The sequence below is a fragment of the Candidatus Moraniibacteriota bacterium genome (genome assembly GCA_028688415.1).
Classification (GTDB): domain Bacteria; phylum Patescibacteriota; class Minisyncoccia; order Moranbacterales; family UBA1568; genus UBA1568.
Map to the genome: position 1 here is coordinate 283035 of JAQTYF010000001.1, position 22067 is coordinate 305101.

Genomic DNA, 22067 nt, shown 5'->3' on the forward strand with positions numbered 1-22067 from the left:
TGATTTGATCGCTTTAAATATCTACTTCGAGAAATCTATCATAGCTACGCCTTCTGTTATTGTTCAAAACGAAATACTTTGACAAATTGCGAGGGTCGATTGTTGATATCGATTTCAAAAATTGGATTTTTCTTCGTGTAGTATTGGTCGAAACGGATGAGACCTGGTTCGTTTGTTATGATATCACCACTCATCATCTTGGTCGTGCGACTCTGCCGACCCGAAGAAACAACAATGTAATCAAGCCCTTCTGTGTGGAGTCGGTCATAATTGAGACTGCTCATACAGCGACCAATGAAGAATTTGCAAACACCCTCCTTGTCGGTCCAGATAAGCATATTTTCAGCTTTGGGGAGTGTATTCAAATATCTGGCGACTTCATAGCTTCCTGCACCCATATCTTTCATATCCGTACTATACTTGTTCGGGAGGAACATTGATGCGTAACTGAGAGAGAACGGTGTTGTGAAAAGTGTCAGTCCTCCGAAGAAAAGAACAAAGGATGCGATGAAAACTGGTGTCGGCATTTCTTTCACAGAGAATCGCTTGTGGATGAGGATGAGGAAATGCTCGAGTGTGATACCCGCAATGATCGCCACGAGAGGGAAAATAATGATCTGATAACGGACGATAGCGGCGACGTGGTTGACAGTCGTACCGAAATAATAGAGTAAGACAAAAATGATGAGATAAAAAGAGGTGCGGAGAGCGACGGATTCTGTCCACTGTTTTTTCAGAAAAAAGAGTGGGGCAATGAGTAATGAAAGAAAAACAATCGGCGTGACACCAAAAATCATCGGGTAAAAATTCGTCAAAAAGGCACCAATAAGGTCACTTTTCCCAGAAATGGTCTTGGGTGAAGCGAGGAGATCCATAAAAGGGTAAAGCGTCATACCAGACCAGGTGTTCCAGAGGGTAGCAATGACAGAGAGGAAAAAAATTCCGCCGATGAAAAGTGCGAGTTCGTGTCTGATTCTTTTCAAGAAATCAAGAATGATACTGGTAAAACGAGATTTATTCAGCCATTGGTCGATCAGGATGAGAGCAATAAGAACGAGAAAAATAGGTGCAACTTTTTCGAAGGCCTGACTGAAGAGGGTCGAGGTGAGGAGTTTGCTTGGCTTGACCCAGACAGCAGGGAAGAGAATGAAGAAAGTAGTCAATGCTGAGAAGGTAAGAAGAGCAAAGTGACTGAGTGATTTCTTCAGGTACATGGCAAAGGGGATGAGAGTGTTTTTGGGATGATAGAGATAGTCGAGGAAGATGAGCCCAAGGAAAAAAACAAAGAGGATATTGGCGACGTATTTGGTGAGGAGTGCGAGACCGAGGAAGATGCCAGAAAAGATGAGGTAACGAAAAGACCCTCGTTTCAGGAAGACGAAATAGGAGAGGAGAGACAGTGGAGAGAAAACCCAGAGAAGCGAATCAGGATTCACTATTTTGGTCATCCCGACCAGAATAGGAGAAAGGGCGATGAAAACAAAACTAAAAAGTGCTCGTCTCCTCCCGAGGAGTCGCTCGAGAAAGAAATAAAAGAAGGGTAACATCAGTGTGACGAATAGGAGAATAGGGAAACGGAATGCGAAATAATAACTCTCGACACCTTTTTTGAGGTTGAATACTTCGCCTTCTGAATGAATGGTTTTGTATTCATTGGTAGATTTGAAAAGTGTGCCTGGTCCTGTAACGAGAGCTACAGTGATGCCTGGTTTGTCACTGATACCAGTACCTCTCCAGTCTCGTTCACCGATATTTTTCCAGTATTTAGCGATACGACCGTCGATCCAGAGCGGTTCATCGACTGCTGCGTACTGTGTCAATCGAGACAAACCGAAAACAAAAAACATCCCTGTAGCGATGATTATGAGAAGAAGTATTGGTAATCCTTGGGCAATGAACCATTGCTTGCACGAGAGAGCCTCTGTATCTCTGTCAGTACATGAAGAGTGTTCTTTGTTGATAAAAAAGGTAGATATCAGTATACCTGAAAGGATGCCATACGTACCGAGAGCAATATCGAATATATAATGGAAAGAACGTGACGTATTCATCCCGTAGAGAAGTGTCAGTACACCAGGAAGCCAGATAAGGAGAAAGGTAGTGAGTTGCTTCTTCCAATCGAGTTGAGAAGAAAAGTAAGCAATACCTCCAAGAGAAAGCACTGTCAAAGCTACGAAGCCGAAATAGAATGGATCATTGTTGGTAAAAAAAGAAAACGATATATTTTTTTTGGATTGCGCGATGATGAAGAGAAACATCCAGAATGCGCAGAGCGCAGATACACTACTGTAGAAACGATTTTCTCTGCCATTGAAAAGAGTGTACATAAGAGTTTTTCACGTTTGCTTTGAGATTTAAAATGGTTTAAAATAGAAGAAAGAACTCTCGCATCCTAGCATAAATCAGGGAGAATAGAAAGTGCACTTGATATGTTCCATTTTTCATCAAAACAGTGGGTAGTGGTTGGGCTTGTGGTTATTATGTCACTGGGATTTTTCTTGCGTGCGTATCATTTCTCGGACTGGTTACATTTTGAGCTTGATCAGGCTCGTGATTCCCGTGTCATCGACGATGCGCTCTCTGGCGGGCCCGGAGAACTTACTCTTCTCGGACCAAAAGCTGGCGGTACGTCACTTCGTTTGGCACCAGGATTCTATTATCTAGAGTATGTAAGTGCGCTCCTATTCGGTGGAACACCTGACGGTATGGCAGTTTTTGTGATGGTATTTTCTATTCTTTCATTACCGATCTTTTATCTCTTCATTCGGAGATTTTTTGTATGGAGAATAGCACTCGGACTCACGCTTCTTTTTTCTGTGTCAGCATACGCCGTGATGTATGGACGTTTCGCATGGAATCCGAATCTCATCCCGTTCTTTGTCTTGCTCGGATTCTATGCCCTCTTACGGTCAGTCGATCCTGAAGAATTACGGAGGGACAGGTGGTTTCTTGTTTCAGTGTTTTCACTCGCACTGGCAACACATTTTCATTTTCTTGCATTCCTCGCTCTTCCGATAATTCTCCTTCTTTTCCTCCTCATCAAACGACCAAAATTTACGTGGAAAATATGGCTACTAGCTTTTCTTATACCGATTTTCCTTTATATGCCGCTTCTTCTGAATGAAAGAGAAACAGGCGGAATCAATACACAAGAATTCTTCAAAGCGGTGACTGAAAAGTCAGATAATGAGAAGTATTCATGGCTTGAGAAGGCGATTCGTGACGTATCAGAACATGCACTAGCTGGAATGGTCATCACTACTGGTTTCGAAGGAGGAATGTTTCCGGCAATTATCATCCCCGGCGAGAATGAATGGGTGGGACACAATTGTGATAGTCGTTGTGACGAAGGAAAATGGCACGGAGTGGTAGCTGTTTCTGTCTTTCTTCTCAGTTTGCTCGCTCTCGGATGGTTCTGGTTTAAGAGTATAGAACAAAGAAAAAGTGATTTTCTCCTCTTATCGGGTATATGGTTCGGTGTGACATTCGTATTATTCTTACCTCTAGCATATGATATTGCTCCGAGGTTTTTCCTCCTTTCTCTTCCTCTCTTCTTTATCCTTCTTGGTCTTTTCCTCTTTGCTGTGAGAATAATTTTTAGAGAAAATAGAATTATTCGGAAAATAACCTGGTTTGTACTCCTGCTCTTTGTTTTACTGAACACATCTTTTTTGTTCGAACGTTTTGATGAACTGAGACAAGCTGGTACTGTCGCTATCGATAGTCCTCCAGATCGTATTTTGAAAGAACGCATCAGGGTAACATTGGAGCAACAAAATGCCATTGTTACTTTTCTTGGAGAACGTTCAGAAGAAAATGGCTATCCTGTCTATATGTGGAGCGAGCCCCAGTACCGTCGCGCACTCAAGTATCTGATGGAAAAACGAGGGATAGAGAATGCGGTTCTAGGATTTGATGGAATCTATCGAGAGGGTGTTTATTATCTCATCTTACGCGCTCAGTCCGACCTCGAGGATGCTTTGAAAAAATACAGGGTACACTATATCATCGGTGACACAACATCTTTCGGAACACTTGTCGCTATCGAACTCACACCGAAACCAGAATCTATCGAGAAAGAACGTCAGGATTTCTCAAAAACAGAAACAGTAGAAGTTAAAGCATCGCCCCGGTATACCTGGCGAGAACTCTGGGAGAGGAACTCTTCTCAATTACAGAGTACAGAGGAAGATAGAGAGGATACAGAAGATAATTAATATAAAGAACACATATCCTATGAGCTGGAAAAGTACGCTGAAGATTCTCATACTGATTCTCGTACTGGGCACTGCCGTACGTCTCTATAATCTCGATCAGAATTCATTCGTATCGGACGAGTTTCTCGATATGAATTCTTCGTATGGCTACACACAAACAGGAGAATGGAAAGCGTGGGATTTCAATTTCGGCAAAGTATCAGAAGTGAACAAAAACGTCCCACGTGATGAACGGGCAACCATCTACAAATGGCAAGTGGCGCAAGTGTTTCATCTCCTTGCACCGACAGAGAAGAATGCAAGGCTTGTGAGTGTCCTCTGGGGAGTCATTTCAATGGGCGTTATTTTCTGGTCTGCGTACGTTTTTACCAAACGGAAAGAAATCGGCCTTATCGCATCACTTCTTTTTGCGTTTTCGATGAGCGGTATCATATTCGATCGGACACTGCGTATGTACGCGATGTTCCTCCCAATGTATCTCGCTACTTCGACGTTTGCTTTCCTCGCACTAGAGAAAGAGTATCTCGGGAAAGTTTCTTTCTTCCGTCTCCTCTGGAAAAAATATGGTATCAATGCACCGTATATTCTTCTCGCTGGAATATTTTTTGTGCTTTCTCTTCTGACACATCAATTGACAGGGACATTCGTATTCTTCATCGCTGTGTATCTCGCAGTGAGGGCATTTCAAGAATGGAGACAGAGGAATGGATTGGTGAATAAATATGCTCTTCTATTCGGTTCTTTCGTCATCGCGCTTTTCCTTGTCGCAATTTTCTTGCCAAAATTCTTTCAATCGTATGCTGCTGGTCTCTTTTTCTTCGAGAATAACTATGGATATGTGAAATATATCTTAAGAGAATATTATCATCCGTTGCTTGGTGTAATTCTTCTCGGATTTGGATCATGGTGGCTCGCCAAACGTGAAAAATTGACGAAAGAGTCACTTTGGCTCACGCTTTCTCTCCTTATACCGCTCTCTATGGCGATATGGCTGTGGCGACGGAATATGGGTGCGCAGTATATCTATTTCGCGGAATCATTCGCCGGTATTCTGACAGCCGTCGGCATTTTCGGTCTCTGGAGATTGATGAGTGAGAAATATACTCTCACGACCAAGAGATCACTTCTTTTGTTGTCCCTCGTTATTGTACTCGTACCAAATTTCGGATACTTCTTCCTCGAGAACAATACGTATCACGAAACATCATCAGGAAGCAATCCGAACTATCGAAAAGTGCTCACCTATTTTAAGAAAAATCAGCTCGCTACTGATGTCCTCGTGACGCGCAATATGCGGAATTACTATTTTGCAGGTGCCAAGGTACCAGTATATGATCTTGGCGATGAGATTTCCAAAACGAAACTTTCACAACAAGATATAGAGAAACTGATGACAGAATACAAAACTGGATGGATCATCCTCTCTGATAATGACTATGATTACGTCGCCAAAGGTATGAAAGAATATTTCGCAAAAAATCTTGTGAAAGTGAGCAATGATCAGGTGCGTGGTTCTATTGATGTTTTTACTTGGGGACGATAAGATTTCCTCGAAAGAAAAACCAGCAGTATTATTGCTGGTTTTTTGTTTGAGACAGATATCTTTAAGAAAGCCCTAGTATTTTTCGGAAAGGCTGTAAATCTTCATTGGTGAGTACTTTACAAAGTCTGAGAAAGAGGAAGTAAGCAAAAAAGAGAATGGTTCCAGAGAGAAGGAAACTATAAGTACCATGAGGAAGAGCGTGACTGGCAAGAGAGATAAGTATAGCCCCGATATGAGAGAAGAAAAGAGTATGAAAAGAGAGTTTCGTGTGAAAATGTATCTTGGTATAGACAAGAATACTGACCATCAGAAAAAGAGAAACAAGAGTGGTTGAAAGAGATGCTCCGATAAGTCCAAACGTCGGTATAAGAAGAAAATTGAGTACGATCATACCGAGGAATCCGAAGAAAGCCAGCTTCATCGGAATTTTCACGAGACCGGCACCATTCAAAGCGAAAGAAAGAACATAGAAAACTGTGAGGAATCCGACACCAATAGTGAAAATACTCATCGGAACCACTGCTTCGAGATACTCTCTACCATAAAAAAGAGTGAGTATCTGCGTCGCATACGCAATGAGAAGCGTAATCATCGGGAACAAGAGGAATATGAGAAGACGCATCGATTTATTGACGAGATTCTCTGTTTCTACGGTATCACGCTCGGCGGTTGTTTTGGAAATAGCCGGGAGAAGGATGATCGTCAGTGCATAGAAGAGATAGTATGGTATACGTCCGACGGTAATGGCGGCATTGTATATACCGGTGAGGTAATCACTTTGGAGGAGGCTTTTGACAAAATAGAGATCAAACGTGAGAATAAATTCATAAAAAAGAAGGAATAAGGTAAGGGGACCGGCGTAGGCAAGAATGGTTCTTCCGGAAAAAGCAACCACCTCATCTTTCGTTTGTTTTGTTGAAGGAAAGTAGCGATGAGTGATGACGATATCACATACGAGAGCAATCAGGAAAATAAAAAGTGGGGCAGCGATGTAGCCCGAAACAGCACCCTCTACACCAAAACCTTTGGGCGTGAAAATAAAAGCAAAACCGATAATAAAAAGAATACGACCGAGAGCACGCATAGTTTTGAGGAATGCTTGCAAACGAAAGAAATGAAGTCCGGTGTAATAATAGAAATAAAATGACGCTGCAGCAAAAGCAGGAATGATGAGTGAGGACAATTGGAAGAGTGGAGTGAGTGTGACATCGTGAAGTGCCCAGGCGATGAGAGGTGACACAAAGAAAAACACCGCGGTCACAGACAGCATCAGTATCGCCTGAAGCTTCATCGCTTTGTATTTGATCCCGAGAATTTTTTCTGGGGCACTCTCGAAAATCTCTGCCAGATATTTCGACATCGCCGTCGGGATACCATTGCCGATGAGTATAATAACCATCGTGGTCAAAGTGACGATGAGACTGAAGCGACCATAGTCAGTCGGGCCCAGAATGCGTCCGACAGAAGAATGAATGATGTAGCCTGCGATATTGAAAATGATTTCTGACATCGTGAGCCAGATGAGTGCGGTAGAGAATTTTTTCATAATTGTTTTATGTAAGTATAACAATAGATTTGTTTCTCAAATTTTTTATAATCCCGATTGCTGTCCGAACTTTTCACGACTCATCAGAGAGAAAATCGTTGAGCCTCCTCGAGACAAGCTCGACTCTCAACGACTTTTCTTGCTCCGATTTCATTGTGAAAGTTACCGGTGCAGCAATCAATGGCTTTTAAAAAACCTGGGGAACAAATCTCTACGGAATATCTTCTTATATTTTATTCAAAATTTCTTGGAAAATTGTTTGCTGGTCTCTATCGGCATCGATAACCGTCATATTCCAGAGAGAAATTTTTTCTTTGAAAAGGTTTTGTTTTGTTCGGAGATATTCTCGTCCTTGTTCTGGTGGATTTTCACGAGACATGATGCGTTCTGGAGCAACATCAAAATAGAATGCCTTGTCTGGGTGAGGTAAGAGATATTTTACACACCATGTCATCCCCGTGTAGACAGGGATCCAGAAGAGGGTAGCAAGAAGAGATTCCCGCCTCCGTGGGAATGACACTTCCAGAAGATACTCCACATTAATAAGAGAATCATAGAAATATCGATCCGAGAGGAGATAGTCACAATTCTCTTTTTTCAATCTTCGCATAAGAAAACGAAAACGTAAGATATCGAGAAAAAGAAATTTCTGACGCACGATAAGAGAAAACCATGATGTATTTGTCACTGCTTTTTCTTTCCCTGCTTCAAACGTCTTCTGTCCCTTGAAAAAACGAGCTATCTTGTTTGCGAGGGAGAATTCGACAGCATGAAAATACGCTACGTTCCAATTCTCGCGTTCGAGTTTCTCTCGGAGGAGTTTCAGTTGTGTGGATTTCCCTGATCCGTCCACTCCGGACAATGTGATACACTTCATATACCGAAGAGTAGCAAAAAGTGCTATTCTAGGCAATGTATGAAGACAACAAGACTCATCACAACTTTCTTCCTCTTTTTTCTTTTTCTGATTCCATTGCAGACGATTTTTTTCTTGCGCGAGCCTTTTATTGGTGGAGAAAAATGGCAGTACGGAACGATTGGATTGTATGGTACGGATATTCTTCTTTTATTTTTAATTATTTTATCCGCCACTGCTTATTGGAAAAGGAATATTGATTTACGATTTATGATTTATAAATGGAGACCATCTTTTCAGTTTCTTATTCTTAAATCAAAAATCAAAAATCATATATCAGAAACATTACTTGGAATGTTTCTTCTGTGGGTGGGGCTCTCGATCTTCTGGGCGGGAGATCAGATACTTGCTCTGTACTTTTTCGTGAAGTTGCTACTAGCAGTGGGACTTTTTGCTTTTGTCCGATCGAGAGAGATAGATGTAAAGAAAATAGTATGGGTGCTCATACTTCTAGGTGTACTACAGAGCGGAATCGGCATAGCGCAGTTTCTTGGTCAAAAATCGATAGAATCATCAATTCTTGGTATGAGCAGTTACGATGCCTATCAGGCAGGCTCTTCAGTGCTTAAAATCGATTCAGGGAGGTTTTTACGTGCTTATGGCACTTTTCCTCATCCTAATATGCTTGGTGGGTTCCTTGGGGTGATTCTTGTGCTTGGTATAGCCTATTATGTGCTTTTTATACGCTACGTAAGATCGTGGGGAATGGCACGCGATATTCTCTTTCTTTTGACCAGTATCATCGTGATTTTCCTCGGACTTCTCCTCACTTTTTCGCGATCAGCGTGGCTCGGAGTGGGAGTGGGTATTTTCGTACTTGGCATCGTCGTGTTCCTTCAAAAAGAATGGGATGTCCGAATACGATTTTTCAAAATACTCATAGCGCTGGGACTCGCAGTCACTGTCTTTGGTTCTCTTCTCTCAGAACAAATCTTGCCGAGATTCGATACGGTAACGATAGAACGTGAGGGTTCGGTGACCGAACGAGTACAATCATTCCGTGATGCAAGCGTGGTCATCGGAGAAGGGAATGTCCTTCTTGGAACAGGAGCAGGAAATTTCACAGCACGCATGATCTCACTTCAGCCAGAGCGACCCATCTGGAGTATTCAGCCGGTTCACAATGTATTTGTACTGGTATTCACAGAACTCGGACTTGTTGGGTTTGTACTGTTTCTTTTCTTTTTATTTTCACTCATAAAAAATTTCATTGCCGGACTTGACTTGAGACTTCAGAGAGCGTCAAAAAGCCTAGATTCCCGACTACTCGGGGATGACACAAGCGAGAACCTTATTATAAAAAAAGAAAATATACTCTTTGGTATTGCATTACTTGTTCTTATTCCGAGTCTCTTCCTTGATCACTTCTTGTGGTCATCACATTTCGGACTTCTCTTTTTCTTTCTTCTTCTCGGTTTGTCACAAATGAAAGAGGAGAAAATTCTTTAGAAACCAGATTCGCTATAGAAGACGCCTCGTATTGAACATTCGATAGCTTGGCGAAGATAGGGAATAATATTTTTTGGAAGATCATTTAGAGGGAACCAAGAGAGATGATCGCATTTTTCGGGTTCTTTATTTTCGAGTGTCCCTTTCCATTCGTTTGCGCTGAAATAGACATCAACATATTCTCTTTCAGGTGTTTTTCGATGCATAATATGTGAGACTTTTAAGCGATCTTCTATGAGGGTTATGCCTGTTTCTTCTTCTACTTCTCGGATCAGTGCTTGAGTGAAAGTCTCATTGGGTTCGACATGTCCCGCGGGAACTGAATATTTTCCGTCTTCAAATCCAGTTTGAAATCGGCGAGAAAGGAGCACCTGTCCATCTTTTATAAGAAGGATGTACGAAGCAGTGAAAGTATGTGGGGTTCTTGACATAATGTTTCTCTTATTGCACCTTTTATCTTGTGTCTGTTCTAATACATAATCACCGATATTGGTTGCAGTTTGACAACGGGTTTCACGATATGATTTTCTGTGACACTTGCGATGACATCTTCTGCACGTTTGTAGTGTGATGAATCTTGTTCGATGACTTTGGATGAACGACCGTTATAAAGTTTCACGCCTTTGGTCGCGAGTTTTTTCTTGAGCTCTTCCTTGGTTTCAGGTACGACAGAATCAGTTTTTTCTGCTGATTTTCCTGCGCCATGATTGCAGGAATAGAAACTCGATTCATTGCCATCGGTACCGACACAGAGATAGGCCTCAGTACTCATCGATGTCGGGATGAATGCTGGCTCACCGGTCTCTCGGAAGAGGGGGTGGGAAGACATCTTGCTCGGGCCATAGGCACGGCTCGTACCGTTTCGATGCACCCAGAGATTCTTCCTGTAATGCTCTTCCTGTGAGACGAGGATATGTGGCATGTCGTAGAGAAGGTCCATCTCGATATCCCGTCCGAGTACACGTCGAGCTGTCTTTGCGACGTTGTGTGTGATGACGGCACGATTCGCATGGGCAAAGTTCGAGCAGGCGTTGCGAGCATCCATATAGAGCTTGCCATCCTCCCCATCTCCATCAAAAGTGATGAGTGGCTCTTGTTTCCCAAAATCAGAAGCGCGAATCTTATCAGCGATACGATTCACAATTTTCTTATATGGAGTCATCCAAAAGAAACGACCGATATTCATGAGAATAGCCGTCGAAAAATGTTCACGTTTTTTGGCAGTGTACATGTACATCGTGTATTGACCGAGGATACCGGATCCGCAGTGAATCATAAAAAGGTACTGACCTTTGCGAAGACCGAATTTTTGTGCGGTTTCTGGATCGAGTGTATCAGTCACTTTCATCAGATCGAGGAAATGATTGCCAGCTGCTCCGAGTACGCCTGATCGAAATTGAGCAAAGAAAAGAAAGAGTTTTGGGAGGATGTGAAAGATATCTTTTCGTGATTTTTCCTTTGTGAAAAAGTTTCCACGATCGAGAGAATTGAGTGCTTCATTCTTGGTCTCTATGCCAAGATACTCAATAAGCGGAGCGATACCTGACCTGCAAATATCGACGATGACACGGAATGGGAGATACGTACCGACAAGTTTTTTGGTTGGGACGGTTTCTGTGAGTGCTCGGAACAGTTTCTCGATTTCTTCGGGGGTGATGTTGGTATCATCGAAATTGGTACGGACGAGACGCATACCACAAGCTGGATCACTATCATTCAACTGTGGAAGAATATATTTTTCAGAAGTGACGGTCGTACCAGTGGCATTCTTGCGTCCCGGTTTGCTGTGGACATCAGCCATTGCAGCAATGTGATGAAATACAGCGTCGTTACTTGCGACGCTCTCGAGCTGTGTCTGAGTCGATACTTCAGGAAGGAGTGCGTCTTGCACATGGAACACGACAGGAACCTTCATCTTGTCTGTTTTGAATTCGCTTTTGTAAGGAGATATTTTAGTGATATTTTTTTCGAACATATTTTCTTTAAAACACAATTATCAAATCACAAAGGCCAAACAAAACACAAGGAGCAATCTATAAATCACAAACAAATGTATATTTTGAGTTTTGTACTCTGTGTTTTGTTTGGCCTTTGTGTTCTGAGTTTTGTGCTTCTTCGTCTATAACGAAGAGTAGATTTTTTCGTACTGTGTAGCAGTGTTTCGGAGGTCAAAATGCTCCTCGACAAACTTTCTGGCATTTACTCCAAGACGTTTTCTTTCTGCCTCATTGTCTCTCAAATAAGCCAAAGATTTCATCAATTCTTTTCCTGAATCTTTGGGAATAGTAACACAAATATCGTTGTTTGCAAACTCGAGAAACTGAGGAAGATCAGAAAGAATCACTGGTTTCGCACACGCGTATGCCTCGATAATGATGAGTGGCACATCAAATTTCCCTTGGAGATTCCCTACAGGGAAAACAATGACATCGCTCGAATTGTAGAGGCTCGGCATATCAGAAATCGTATCAGAGAAAGCGATGTAATCGAGGAGTCCTGCTTTCGCAAATCTTTGATGGATAGATTGCTTCTTTTCCGCATCAGATTCATTTTTCACACGACAAGCGAAAACGAATCGAATATCTGTTTCTCTGTTTTTTTCGAAGAAATCAAGAAGTGTCTCAGTCAGCATATCAGTTGCGCCAAGACGTGTGTACTCACCTGGATACATGACAACAAAATCTTTCATAGAAAGACCGAGCTCTGTCAGTATCGCTTCATTTTTCGTCTGTGGTTGGTAGCGGTTGAGATCGATGCCCGGATAGATACGTGTCACATTGTGAAATCCGAGCGCTGTCAATTTTGCTTTGGTACGATCCGTATAGACGACGAGCTGATCAGCAAAGAGCAGTTTCTTCAATTGACGAGGCGAATAGATGTCATCACGGAGCGTAGCAATCGTCTGAATGGTTTTCTTGGATGGTCTGGCGAACCATCGAATAAGACGTGTGTTTTGCATCGTAGGAGTGAAGAGATAGTGCGTGATATCAAATATCTTTCGAGTTTTACGAAGATAGGAAAAAAGATTCTTTTTGGCAGAAAAATCAAAGTGACCGCTCGTAAAAATTGGTTCCGTGTGGACACTATCAGGTAAATCAATAAGAGGGGTTTTTGTCGTAAGAAGGGTGAGGGTATGATTCTTTACTTCTTTACCGAGAAAATACGCAAAATTTTTGGAAGCCTCGTCCCATGGAGGAACGAGAGGACGAGTAGCGAGTAATACTTCTTTGGACATAAAATTTATTTTTTATTAAAACACGATAATCAATTCGCCATTCTTTACCGATAGATTTCTTTCGTTTCTGTACCATCAGTTACCATGATACGTACTCGCTCGGGTTGTTGTTTGATGGAGGGGATACGCACAATGGTTTTTTCTTTGAATTTTGCTGTAAAAGTATCTTTCAAAATAATTTCTTTGCCAACGCTCACTTCATACGAAAAATCTTTTTTATCACTGTGATTTTCTACAAAAAAATCAATTTTTTCATCCTGATCAAGTGATACAAAGGCCAGTACCCACCAATTTTTTTCTTCGTCAGGATCAAGTCCGCGCTGATTCTGTCCAAAAAGAAAGAGTGTGCTCAAAAAGAAGAGGGCAAGCGAAATGGAAAGTATTTTTTTCTGTGACATAGAGTTATTTACGTTCATAAATATGAATATCATCTGAAGCATATATTCGAGAGAATTCTGTTGACTTCTCAAATTGAGCAGTATCGAAACGAGGATTGATAACAACAAAACGTACAGAAAGATCGGAATAACATTTTTTCCCAGCTACTGTGTTTGGTACAGAGATCATCAGTGATGTGCATTGTTCACGATTGGGATTGTCTTCATAGCGTTTGAAATAACCGCGTGATAATGGATATGCATAGTCACGGACGAAAAAAAGCTTCATCCAAGAATCAGCGGTGATGTAGTTGTGATCTTTTACGACGATATCGTCAGCAGTACTATTGGTAGCGAGGAAGCGTGAAGCGTTGAATGTCTGAAGCACGCCCAATGCTTTGTCTTTCGGGAGAAGTGTTTGATTGTTATCAAAGGAGCCGTCTGCAGTCACGAAAACAAAAAATGTAGCGCTTATCAGAAGTATGAATATACTCGGAAGTCGAAAATGAGAAGTAGAACCTCGGAGCGTAGCAAAGAAAGCAACGGCAGAAAATGCTGTCAAAAGACCGAGAGGAAACGAAAGATATGTCACGATACGATTAGACGGAATATTGATAAAGAGCCATTCCGGATGAAAAGAAAGTATCAGAAGAATGGTAAACCATCCGAGAAGAAGTGCGAAAGCGTAGCGTCTGTATGCACGAAGAAGAATAAAAAGAAGAACGCCGGAAAAAGCGATTGCGACGCGTGCCTGACCAGTGGCGTTATCGATTTGGAGCAAGGATAATCCTGTTCGAGTGGATTTGGTAGGTGTCCCGAGTGCCGTGCCGACAGCGTTTGTCTCTATATATGTCGGCATCGCAATGCCAAAAAAGAAGATGATACAGAAAAGAAGTGTCAGTATCGGAGCTGGTTTTGCAAAGAGTCTCCACCAAGAAAAGAGTACGGCTGTTATCTTTTCATAATGAGCAATGCTATAGACAAAAAGAGCAGCGAAGAGACCGAAGAAAAGAATAAGTGTGCTCAAATGATGAGTGTACGCAAGTGTAAAAATCAAGAAAAGCGCAAGAGCGAGAAATGAAGATTGTTTTTCTTTTAGTGCTCGAAAGAGTGCGAGGAAAATAAGCGGAATAAAAAAGTTGCCAATGACGTTTCCTACAACACCACCTGAAACGAATTTGGCTTCAGGTGAAGCAAGTGTATAGAGCGGACCAAATAAGAAAAGTGTCATGAGAGCAATATTCTGAGGAGTGAAGACTTGGTGAGAAAGAAATGCGTTCTTCATTCCTGCTGAAAAACGTAGTGCGAGCATCACCAGAGTCAGTAGACTCAGTATGTTGATAAAAAAGAGAAAAAGCACAGGAAACGCTGAGAAAAAATCAAGTCCGACAAACATATTGATTGCTGAGAAAGGAAGATGTTCACCGATAATAAAATCTGCTATTGGTTGTGGGTCAGTCAGCATGTATGTACCGAGGACATTGGTTTCGATACCTTGTTTCGCATAAAACGGGAGAGATTCTGTAAGAGCGATAGACTGAGACCAATACATATGATGACCGAGATCGGTAGCTGTCGGTAATACCGCATCTGTCAAATAAATTGTTTTAATAAAAATCGTCAGTCCAAAAATAATCACGAAAAGCCATCCTTGTTGTTTGCTGAAAGAAGGAATTTTTTGTATTTTAGCTACGACATCTTGCTCACTCTTTCTGCTTCTTCGATTTATGAGACGGGATATACTCATCACAACACCAAGACAAACAAAGATACCAAGTAAAAGAGAAAATATATTGAGGTGAATATGCCAAGTACCAAGTGCAATCAAGAGGAAATCTATCATTCCTATGCTGATTCCAAAAGAAAAAAGAAGCGATTCAAGAGAAGTGTATATCGTTTTACCCCAGATGAGACGAAGAAGTATCCATCCTGGAAGAAAGAAGAGTATTCCTAGTGCAATAAAAAAAAGTAATGTATCACCCAAAGAAGTCATAATAAATCTTACTTACAAATAAACTGTTCCAATGCTTTCACATAAGAACGTGCGATGATATTCCAATGATAGTGTGTTTTTGTATACTGACGTGCACGCATACCTATATCTTGTCGTTTCTCTGGATGATCAATAAGATCAATAAGAACGTTCTGAAAAGCTTCAGCGTGACCTGATTCTACCAGTATACCATTTTCATTGTGCGCGATAGCATCTTTCAGTCCCTCGATATTGGAAGCAACGACAGGACGACCACAGGCCGTAGCTTCGATCACTGCAATGCCAAATCCTTCCATATCTCCATCAATATGAATATTGGGTTGGACAAAAATATCCACTGTATTCAAAAGAATATTGCGATCTGTATCAGAAACTCGTCCCAAAAGAAGTACGCGTCCCTCACTTTGTGTCTCTCGAATGGCACACTCAATATTTTCTCTCTCGATACCGTCACCGGAAACAACATAAAGAATAGAGGCGGGAAGTATCGGTATCACATTTCTTATGAACCATTCGACTCCTTTACGTTTCGCCAATCGTCCCGCAGTAAGAAGAACAGTAGTTTCTGAAATATCTTTTCCAAGAAGTGTAGCGAGATCAGCACGAGTATATTCTTTACTGACAGATTCTACATCGACACCGTTTGGTATGACCACTATTTTTGTATCAGGAATATTTCTTTCGAGAGCAAGCGCATGAGTTTCTTTGCTTACCGCGATAAGTCCGTCGAGTGAAGGGAGAAAAGAAGAGACCCACCATTTTTGATAGAAAGAATTCTTATAGGTGAGATCGAGTCCATGTACGATAGAAATAACCGTTTTCCTGGGAAAAAATTTCTTGATAATAAAACCAACAAGTGCCAAAACTCCATCACCAAGAAGAATAATATCGTAGCGATGAGCAATGATGAGGGTTCGAAGAATAATATACGGAAAGAAGATTGGAAGAAATTTTTTCCCATACCGATTGGCAATTGTTTTCGTGTGAGAAAATTTCTGAAGCCATACAGAAAGCTCGTAATTCTGGTTTTCGATACCGCCCGTCACTGGTGGATAGGCTCGTGAGATGAATAAAATTCGCATAGCGAACTCTTAATTTCTAATATCTAATTTCCAATTTCTAATGAATACTGAAAAAAATGGAGGTTTATTTAGATATTAGATATTAGAACTTAGAAATTTATTTACGATATTTTTCGACACGCATACGATAGAGGATTTCTTCGCTCAATATTCTCGATCCTTTGACCATATCAGCGATAAGACCAAAGATGACGAGTTGAAGTCCAATAAGAAAGAAGATAGCAGAAGCAAAAAGATAGTTTCTGTATGGAGCAATCTTCATATCTGGAAAATACAATCCAAGAAAAAGAACGAAAAGAATACATGCGAAAGTAATGAGTATTACTCCTGGAGTCGCGAAGAATTTCATTGGTCTTATATCGCGAAATGCCTTGATGATCACTCTCGTGCTGTTGTTGACATATTTCCAAATTGTTTTGACGACGCGTGATTTGCGATCTTCAAAATATGTCACTTCAACAGGTACCCAAAGCAATTTGAGATTTTTTCCTATAGCATCAATGATAGTTTCTTGAGTATAGGTAAATCCAGTAGGATCATTGAGTCGTAACAACGCTTCTCTATTGAGGGCACGAAATCCGCAGGTGAGATCTGTGACTGGTTTCCCGAGAGATTTACCAACAAGCCAAGAACCAAATCGATTCAATTTTTCTTTGATAAAAGGAATATTCTTGGCACTGATTTCTGAAAAACGATCGGCGATCACCATATCTGCCTTGTGAGCAAGGAGGGGATCAATCATTTTTTGAATATCATTGGGATCGAATTGTCCATCAGCATCAATATTAACCAAAATATCCGCGCCATTCTCAAGGGCGCTTTCACGTGCAGTACGAAACATTACTCCGAGACCATGATTGCCATCGTGAGAAACAATGATATCGGCATCAGCGAGACGAGCTTCTTCGACAGTACGATCAGTAGAACCATCATCGATTATTTGCACCAATACATCATCGATACCACGAAAAGTACGGGGAATTCTTTTGATAGTATTCCCTAATTTTATTTCTTCATTGAATGCCGGGAGATTAACGATAAGTCGCATAGATTCAATTTACAATTTAAAGTTTTTGAATTTCTTTTAAGTCTCGATCAGGAAGATACAGTACGATAAGACCTATTATGACACCTCCAAAAGCAGTGATCATTGTATTGCCATCCAATAAGTATTTATCGACACCGTCTAAAATATGCCACACACCACGCCATATCAGTACGAGACCGATGACTACTCCAAGGTTTTGGACGATATAGGACAATGTAAGTTTGTGTTCCATAAATTACTTGGTTTTTTCTGATTTATTGATGAGGAGCTTAGGATCAACACACTGGAAATCACATTTTTCTTTTGCTCCCTGGATACCGCTTTGGATGAGGTCTTTCTGACATTGATTCAATTTTTCTTGGCAAGCAACTTTACGTTCAGAGAAATAATTCTTATTCAATTCATATCCGACATAAGGCAATACAAAATACGCTATCGTAGCGACACCAGCCAACCAAATAATGAGTTTGATGAGTGAAAACATACGTTATCGGCCGATACCTTTATAAATAATCCCTGCTTTCTGAAATGCATTTCGATCGAGACAATTCTTTCCATCGATGATCACTTTTATCCCGTGTTTCTTGAGAAGTGTAGGGGTGATGGTTTCGATGAATACCTGATGATTGGTCGCTACGATGATTGCCTGAGACTTCTTGAGAATGGCTTCGAGTGATTTCATGCTCGAATCTGATTTCACATACGGATCAAATGTTTCTACTTTAGAATAATGCTTCTTCAGATGTTTGATGATCTCAAATGAAGGGGATTCACGGATATCTTCAACATTCGCTTTGTAAGAAAGACCGAGTACTCCGACAACCGTACCTTTCATCGGCATTTTGTTTTCATTCAAAGCATCTTGGAGACGTTCGACGGTATATTCCGGCATTTCGTTGTTTGTTTTGATAGCGAGCTTCAAAAATTCATGATCAAATCCTGATGCTTTGGCACGTTCGACGAGATAATGAGGATCAACAGGAATACAGTGTCCACCGATACCGCATGAGGGGTAATGTGCCATAAAAGCGAATGGTTTTGTAGCAGCGCCATTGATGACATCCTTTACATCGATATCGAGCTTGTCGAATGAACGAGCAATCTCATTGACAAAAGCGATGTTCACGTTACGGAAGGAATTTTCGAGGATTTTTACTGCCTCTGCCTCACGGATGGTTTTCATCGGTCGGATATCAGCATCGACGATACTGCGATAGAATTGAAGAGACATTTCGAGACCCTTCTTTTCGAATGAACCAACGACACGAGGGATATTGGTTACATTCCACTTCGGGTCTCCTGGATTGATGCGCTCTGGACAGTGTGAAATAAAAATATCTTTTCCAATGACGAAACCATGTTGCTCGAAAATTGGTCGCACGACTTCTTCGGATACGTATGGATTGACGGTGGATTCGAGAACGACGAGCGCTCCCTTTTTGGCCTGCGTAGCGACAATCTCACATGCACCGATCACCGGACCGAGATCAGGATGATGAGCGCTGTCAACCGGTGTCGGCACACAGATGATATGTATATCTGCTGGAGCAATATCAGATGGATCAGATGTTGCTCGAAAGGGGTACTTGGGAATATTTGCTTCGAGATATGCATCCTTCCAAATATGTTTACCAGACTGAAGAGTTTTTATCTTTTCTTTATTCAAATCAAAACCAATGACAGTATATCCTCTTTCTTGGGAACGTACCGCAAGAGGGAGTCCGACGTAACCAAGACCAATCACCGCAACAGTCTTCAAATCATAATTTGCCATAAAATATTCACAAGAGATAAATTTGATTACCACTTCATTATACGAGGAAAACTTTCTTTGAGCAAATATTTCTCTTTACACGAGAGTATGTCCTTTCATTTGCGATAATTGACTTTATATGAAAAATATGCTATAATAAAATGTTTACTTTTTGACAGTGTGTCGAATCGTAAGCAAAGAGCATTGTACATTTTCAATTTACAGGAAGAGAGGTGTCTCGTGACTATTTTTCATTTAGCCTTCTTTTTGGTGGTGTTCTTGTGGTGGTCGGGACTCTTTCAGCTGTTGATCTATTTGATACAGATGAAACGGGTGCCACGACCAGTGGTACCTCGACCGTTTTACAGCCCCAAGAAGATACTCATCTTGGGGGAATCTATAGCACTAGGGTATGGTGTGAAGCATTTCCGTAAGGGTTTTGCTGGATTGATTGAAGGAGCCTTTCCTGAATTTTCAGTAGAGGTGATCGCTCGTCCCTTCAAGGGGACAGGAGCACTTCTGTCTGTAGTTCCTCTCGAAAGGAAGTACGATATGGTCATTCTCACGACAAGTGGAAACGACCTTATGGTTTCTGATGCAGCGAAGGTTATGAACGATTTGAACAAGGTGCTTGACAAATGCGCTCATATCACTCGGAATGTCGTCATTCTCGGGAACTTCAACAATTTATACCGCGCCAAGTATTTCTCCGGTACCAAGTTTTACAAGTGCATCCCGTATTTGCTACAAAGGTTTTTTGAGAAGCAAGGAAAGATGGTGAAAGAAGCATACGAGACTACCGTTCTGCATCGACGGAACTTACGTGTCAAATTGGTTGAGGTTAGTATTCTGATACAAGACACTGCCGAAGACGGTGTTCATCCGAACGCACGTGGGCACACTGCCTTTTCCGAACCGATCATTCGGGCAGTTCGATCGATGCTGTAAGAAAAGTCGCAATTGATTGATGGGTAAGACAAAAGTCGAACCCATCTTTTTTTTATGAAAATGTGCCATTCTATCCGGCTGATGCCGAGAATTATCTGATATATGATTTTTTTCTGAAAAAGGCTATACTTGTGGTATATAATTTTACGCTTTTACATTCCGTATGTTTCTGACAAAAAAAATTGAACGTGCGATTGTACTTTCTACAGTGCTTCATAGCAATCAGAAGCGGAAAATAAGCGGAGTACCCTATATTATTCATCCGTATTCTGTTGCATTTCTTTTGGCTCATTATATCGATGATGAGGATGTTATTATTGCGGGACTGCTTCATGATACACTTGAAGACGTACCGACGTTTACCGAAAAGATGCTGGAGGAAGAATTTGGGAGTCGTGTCTGTGCCATCGTCAAAGAAGTGACAGAGAACTACACCCAGGAAGAAAAAGAAAATCCAAAAATGCGTCCGGCATCGTGGCAGTATCGAAAAGAAGGATATTTGAAAGGTCTCAAAGATGATAGTACCGAAGCCCTTCTTATCGCTTCGGCTGACAAAATTCATAATATGCGTTCGTTTCTTGATGAATATCCTCTCCACTTCGAAACTATTTGGGAGAGTTTTCATACAGATAAAGAGAAAATACTCTGGTTCTATAGTGAAGCAACACGTATTATCAAAGAAAGACTCGATCACCCACTCGCTCTAGAGCTCCAAAAAGTATTTGAAGAATTTGAAACAACATTAAGAAAATCATAGCTTCATAAAGTATGCGTATCGGCATCAATACTTCTTTTTTACGAAAACCAGGTACTGGTATCGGCCAGGTGACCACCAACTTTCTAAAAAAATTGGTGGAGTTAACAACGAACAATACACAGTTAACGGGATGCGAGTTCATACTTTATTGTGAGGAATCACCTCAGTTGGATTTTGTTTTGCCGGAAAATTTCCAGATTCGTGTTTTTTTGCCGTTCTGGAAACGTGATGATCTTTTCCGAAGAATGCTTTGGGAGAAACAGCTTGCACGAGAAGTAAGGCGTGATGCTTGTGATGTCTTGCTCAGCCTCTCTCAGAGTGCGACGGTGCTTTCCTGTAAAACATCTCTTCCTCTCTCGTCTCCTGTGCAACACATAATGATCGTACACGATATCATACCTGAGATTTTTCCTGAGTATAGAAGCAATATTCGTCAGAAAATTTATTGGCAACAAGTGAGACGGGGAATACGGCATGCGGATCATATTGTTGCTGTTTCCCAACATACAAAAAAAGATTTGATTCGGGAGTATATTCTTCCAGAAAAACAGATTTCGGTCATTTATCCGTCGGTCAATCCAAGATTTGCGCAATCAATCTCTCTCGAACAAAAACAATCTACACTCAGAAAATACCATCTCGAAGCAGGGTATATCTATCATGGTGGAGGACTCGAAATACGCAAAAATACCGAATCAGTACTTCGTGCCTATGCAGAATTGATCCAAGATAACACGTTGACATCTCAGATGACGGTACCGCCTCTCGTTATTTCTGGAAAGATATTTGATACAACAAACAAGCTCGCTACCGATGTACGAGGATTGATACGATCACTGCGAATTGAGGAACGCGTTATTCTTCTCGGATTTGTACCAGATGAAGATTTACCCGCTCTTTATTCTGGAGCACTCTTCTTTGTTTATCCATCCTTCTACGAAGGATTTGGACTGCCTGTTCTCGAAGCGATGTCTCTTGGTATACCCGTACTGACTTCTGATACGTCATCATTACCCGAAGTCGGTGGCACAGCAGTGCTCTATGCCCATCCAGATGATAGCGGAAATATACAACAACAAATGAAACAGCTTCTCATAGACGAAAACCTTCGTCAGACACTCAGTACACAAAGTGCGATTCAGAGAGTACAATTCAGTTGGGTTCAGTTTACAGAATCAGTTCTTGCTTTGTTAAAAAAATAAT

The 22067-nt window shown here is 41.3% G+C and carries 19 protein-coding genes; 6 read left to right on the plus strand and 13 right to left on the minus strand.

Annotated elements, in window-relative coordinates; all coding sequences use genetic code 11:
* Positions 1 to 56: 56 nt before the first annotated feature.
* Complete coding sequence (locus PHH40_01370) at positions 57 to 2327, minus strand: glycosyltransferase family 39 protein (protein MDD2766398.1); 2271 nt, start codon at positions 2325 to 2327, stop codon at positions 57 to 59.
* A 153-nt stretch (positions 2328 to 2480) separates the two neighbouring features.
* Here PHH40_01370 and PHH40_01375 point away from each other — a divergent pair, with 153 nt between their 5' ends.
* A complete protein-coding gene (locus PHH40_01375; protein ID MDD2766399.1) occupies positions 2481 to 4217 on the plus strand; it encodes a glycosyltransferase family 39 protein in 1737 nt (578 codons plus the stop codon).
* Positions 4218 to 4236: 19 nt separating this feature from the next.
* The gene (locus PHH40_01380) at positions 4237 to 5760 is read left to right on the plus strand and encodes a glycosyltransferase family 39 protein (protein ID MDD2766400.1); all 1524 of its coding nucleotides are present in this window, start codon (positions 4237 to 4239) and stop codon (positions 5758 to 5760) included.
* 61 nt (positions 5761 to 5821) lie between these two features.
* Here the strand turns inward: PHH40_01380 and PHH40_01385 are convergent, their stop codons facing one another.
* Positions 5822 to 7306 carry an oligosaccharide flippase family protein gene (locus PHH40_01385; protein ID MDD2766401.1) on the minus strand — a complete coding sequence of 495 codons (1485 nt, stop codon included), beginning with the start codon at positions 7304 to 7306 and terminating at the stop codon, positions 5822 to 5824.
* A gap of 226 nt (positions 7307 to 7532) precedes the next feature.
* Positions 7533 to 8183 carry a hypothetical protein gene (locus tag PHH40_01390; protein ID MDD2766402.1) on the minus strand — a complete coding sequence of 217 codons (651 nt, stop codon included), beginning with the start codon at positions 8181 to 8183 and terminating at the stop codon, positions 7533 to 7535.
* Between the two features lie 39 nt (positions 8184 to 8222).
* Here PHH40_01390 and PHH40_01395 point away from each other — a divergent pair, with 39 nt between their 5' ends.
* Positions 8223 to 9671, plus strand: a complete 1449-nt coding sequence (locus PHH40_01395) for an O-antigen ligase family protein (protein MDD2766403.1) — start codon at positions 8223 to 8225, stop codon at positions 9669 to 9671.
* On the opposite strand, the gene PHH40_01400 is transcribed toward PHH40_01395, so the two are convergent.
* From PHH40_01400 to PHH40_01445, 10 genes are all read right to left on the minus strand, one after another.
* The gene (locus PHH40_01400; protein ID MDD2766404.1) at positions 9668 to 10102 is read right to left on the minus strand and encodes an NUDIX domain-containing protein; all 435 of its coding nucleotides are present in this window, start codon (positions 10100 to 10102) and stop codon (positions 9668 to 9670) included. The genes PHH40_01395 and PHH40_01400 overlap by 4 nt on opposite strands.
* A gap of 38 nt (positions 10103 to 10140) precedes the next feature.
* A complete protein-coding gene (locus PHH40_01405; GenBank protein ID MDD2766405.1) occupies positions 10141 to 11646 on the minus strand; it encodes an RtcB family protein in 1506 nt (501 codons plus the stop codon).
* A 144-nt stretch (positions 11647 to 11790) separates the two neighbouring features.
* The gene (locus PHH40_01410; protein ID MDD2766406.1) at positions 11791 to 12906 is read right to left on the minus strand and encodes a glycosyltransferase family 4 protein; all 1116 of its coding nucleotides are present in this window, start codon (positions 12904 to 12906) and stop codon (positions 11791 to 11793) included.
* Between the two features lie 44 nt (positions 12907 to 12950).
* Positions 12951 to 13304: a hypothetical protein gene (locus PHH40_01415; protein MDD2766407.1), complete on the minus strand. Its 354-nt coding sequence runs from the start codon at positions 13302 to 13304 to the stop codon at positions 12951 to 12953.
* A 4-nt stretch (positions 13305 to 13308) separates the two neighbouring features.
* A complete protein-coding gene (locus PHH40_01420; GenBank protein ID MDD2766408.1) occupies positions 13309 to 15276 on the minus strand; it encodes a hypothetical protein in 1968 nt (655 codons plus the stop codon).
* An 8-nt stretch (positions 15277 to 15284) separates the two neighbouring features.
* Complete coding sequence (locus PHH40_01425) at positions 15285 to 16358, minus strand: glycosyltransferase family 4 protein (protein ID MDD2766409.1); 1074 nt, start codon at positions 16356 to 16358, stop codon at positions 15285 to 15287.
* 97 nt (positions 16359 to 16455) lie between these two features.
* The gene (locus PHH40_01430) at positions 16456 to 17406 is read right to left on the minus strand and encodes a glycosyltransferase family 2 protein (protein MDD2766410.1); all 951 of its coding nucleotides are present in this window, start codon (positions 17404 to 17406) and stop codon (positions 16456 to 16458) included.
* A 16-nt stretch (positions 17407 to 17422) separates the two neighbouring features.
* Complete coding sequence (locus PHH40_01435; GenBank protein ID MDD2766411.1) at positions 17423 to 17638, minus strand: hypothetical protein; 216 nt, start codon at positions 17636 to 17638, stop codon at positions 17423 to 17425.
* Between the two features lie 3 nt (positions 17639 to 17641).
* Positions 17642 to 17890 (minus strand): hypothetical protein, encoded by a 249-nt coding sequence (locus PHH40_01440; protein MDD2766412.1) that lies wholly within the window; start codon positions 17888 to 17890, stop codon positions 17642 to 17644.
* Between the two features lie 3 nt (positions 17891 to 17893).
* Positions 17894 to 19180 (minus strand): nucleotide sugar dehydrogenase, encoded by a 1287-nt coding sequence (locus PHH40_01445; GenBank protein MDD2766413.1) that lies wholly within the window; start codon positions 19178 to 19180, stop codon positions 17894 to 17896.
* A gap of 303 nt (positions 19181 to 19483) precedes the next feature.
* On the opposite strand from PHH40_01445, the gene PHH40_01450 reads away from it, so the two are divergent.
* The 3 genes from PHH40_01450 (at position 19484) to PHH40_01460 (ending at position 22066) form a co-directional block, all read left to right on the plus strand.
* Positions 19484 to 20107: a hypothetical protein gene (locus PHH40_01450; GenBank protein ID MDD2766414.1), complete on the plus strand. Its 624-nt coding sequence runs from the start codon at positions 19484 to 19486 to the stop codon at positions 20105 to 20107.
* Positions 20108 to 20270: 163 nt separating this feature from the next.
* A complete protein-coding gene (locus tag PHH40_01455; GenBank protein ID MDD2766415.1) occupies positions 20271 to 20864 on the plus strand; it encodes an HD domain-containing protein in 594 nt (197 codons plus the stop codon).
* A gap of 11 nt (positions 20865 to 20875) precedes the next feature.
* A complete protein-coding gene (locus PHH40_01460; protein ID MDD2766416.1) occupies positions 20876 to 22066 on the plus strand; it encodes a glycosyltransferase family 1 protein in 1191 nt (396 codons plus the stop codon).
* Position 22067: the final 1 nt, after the last annotated feature.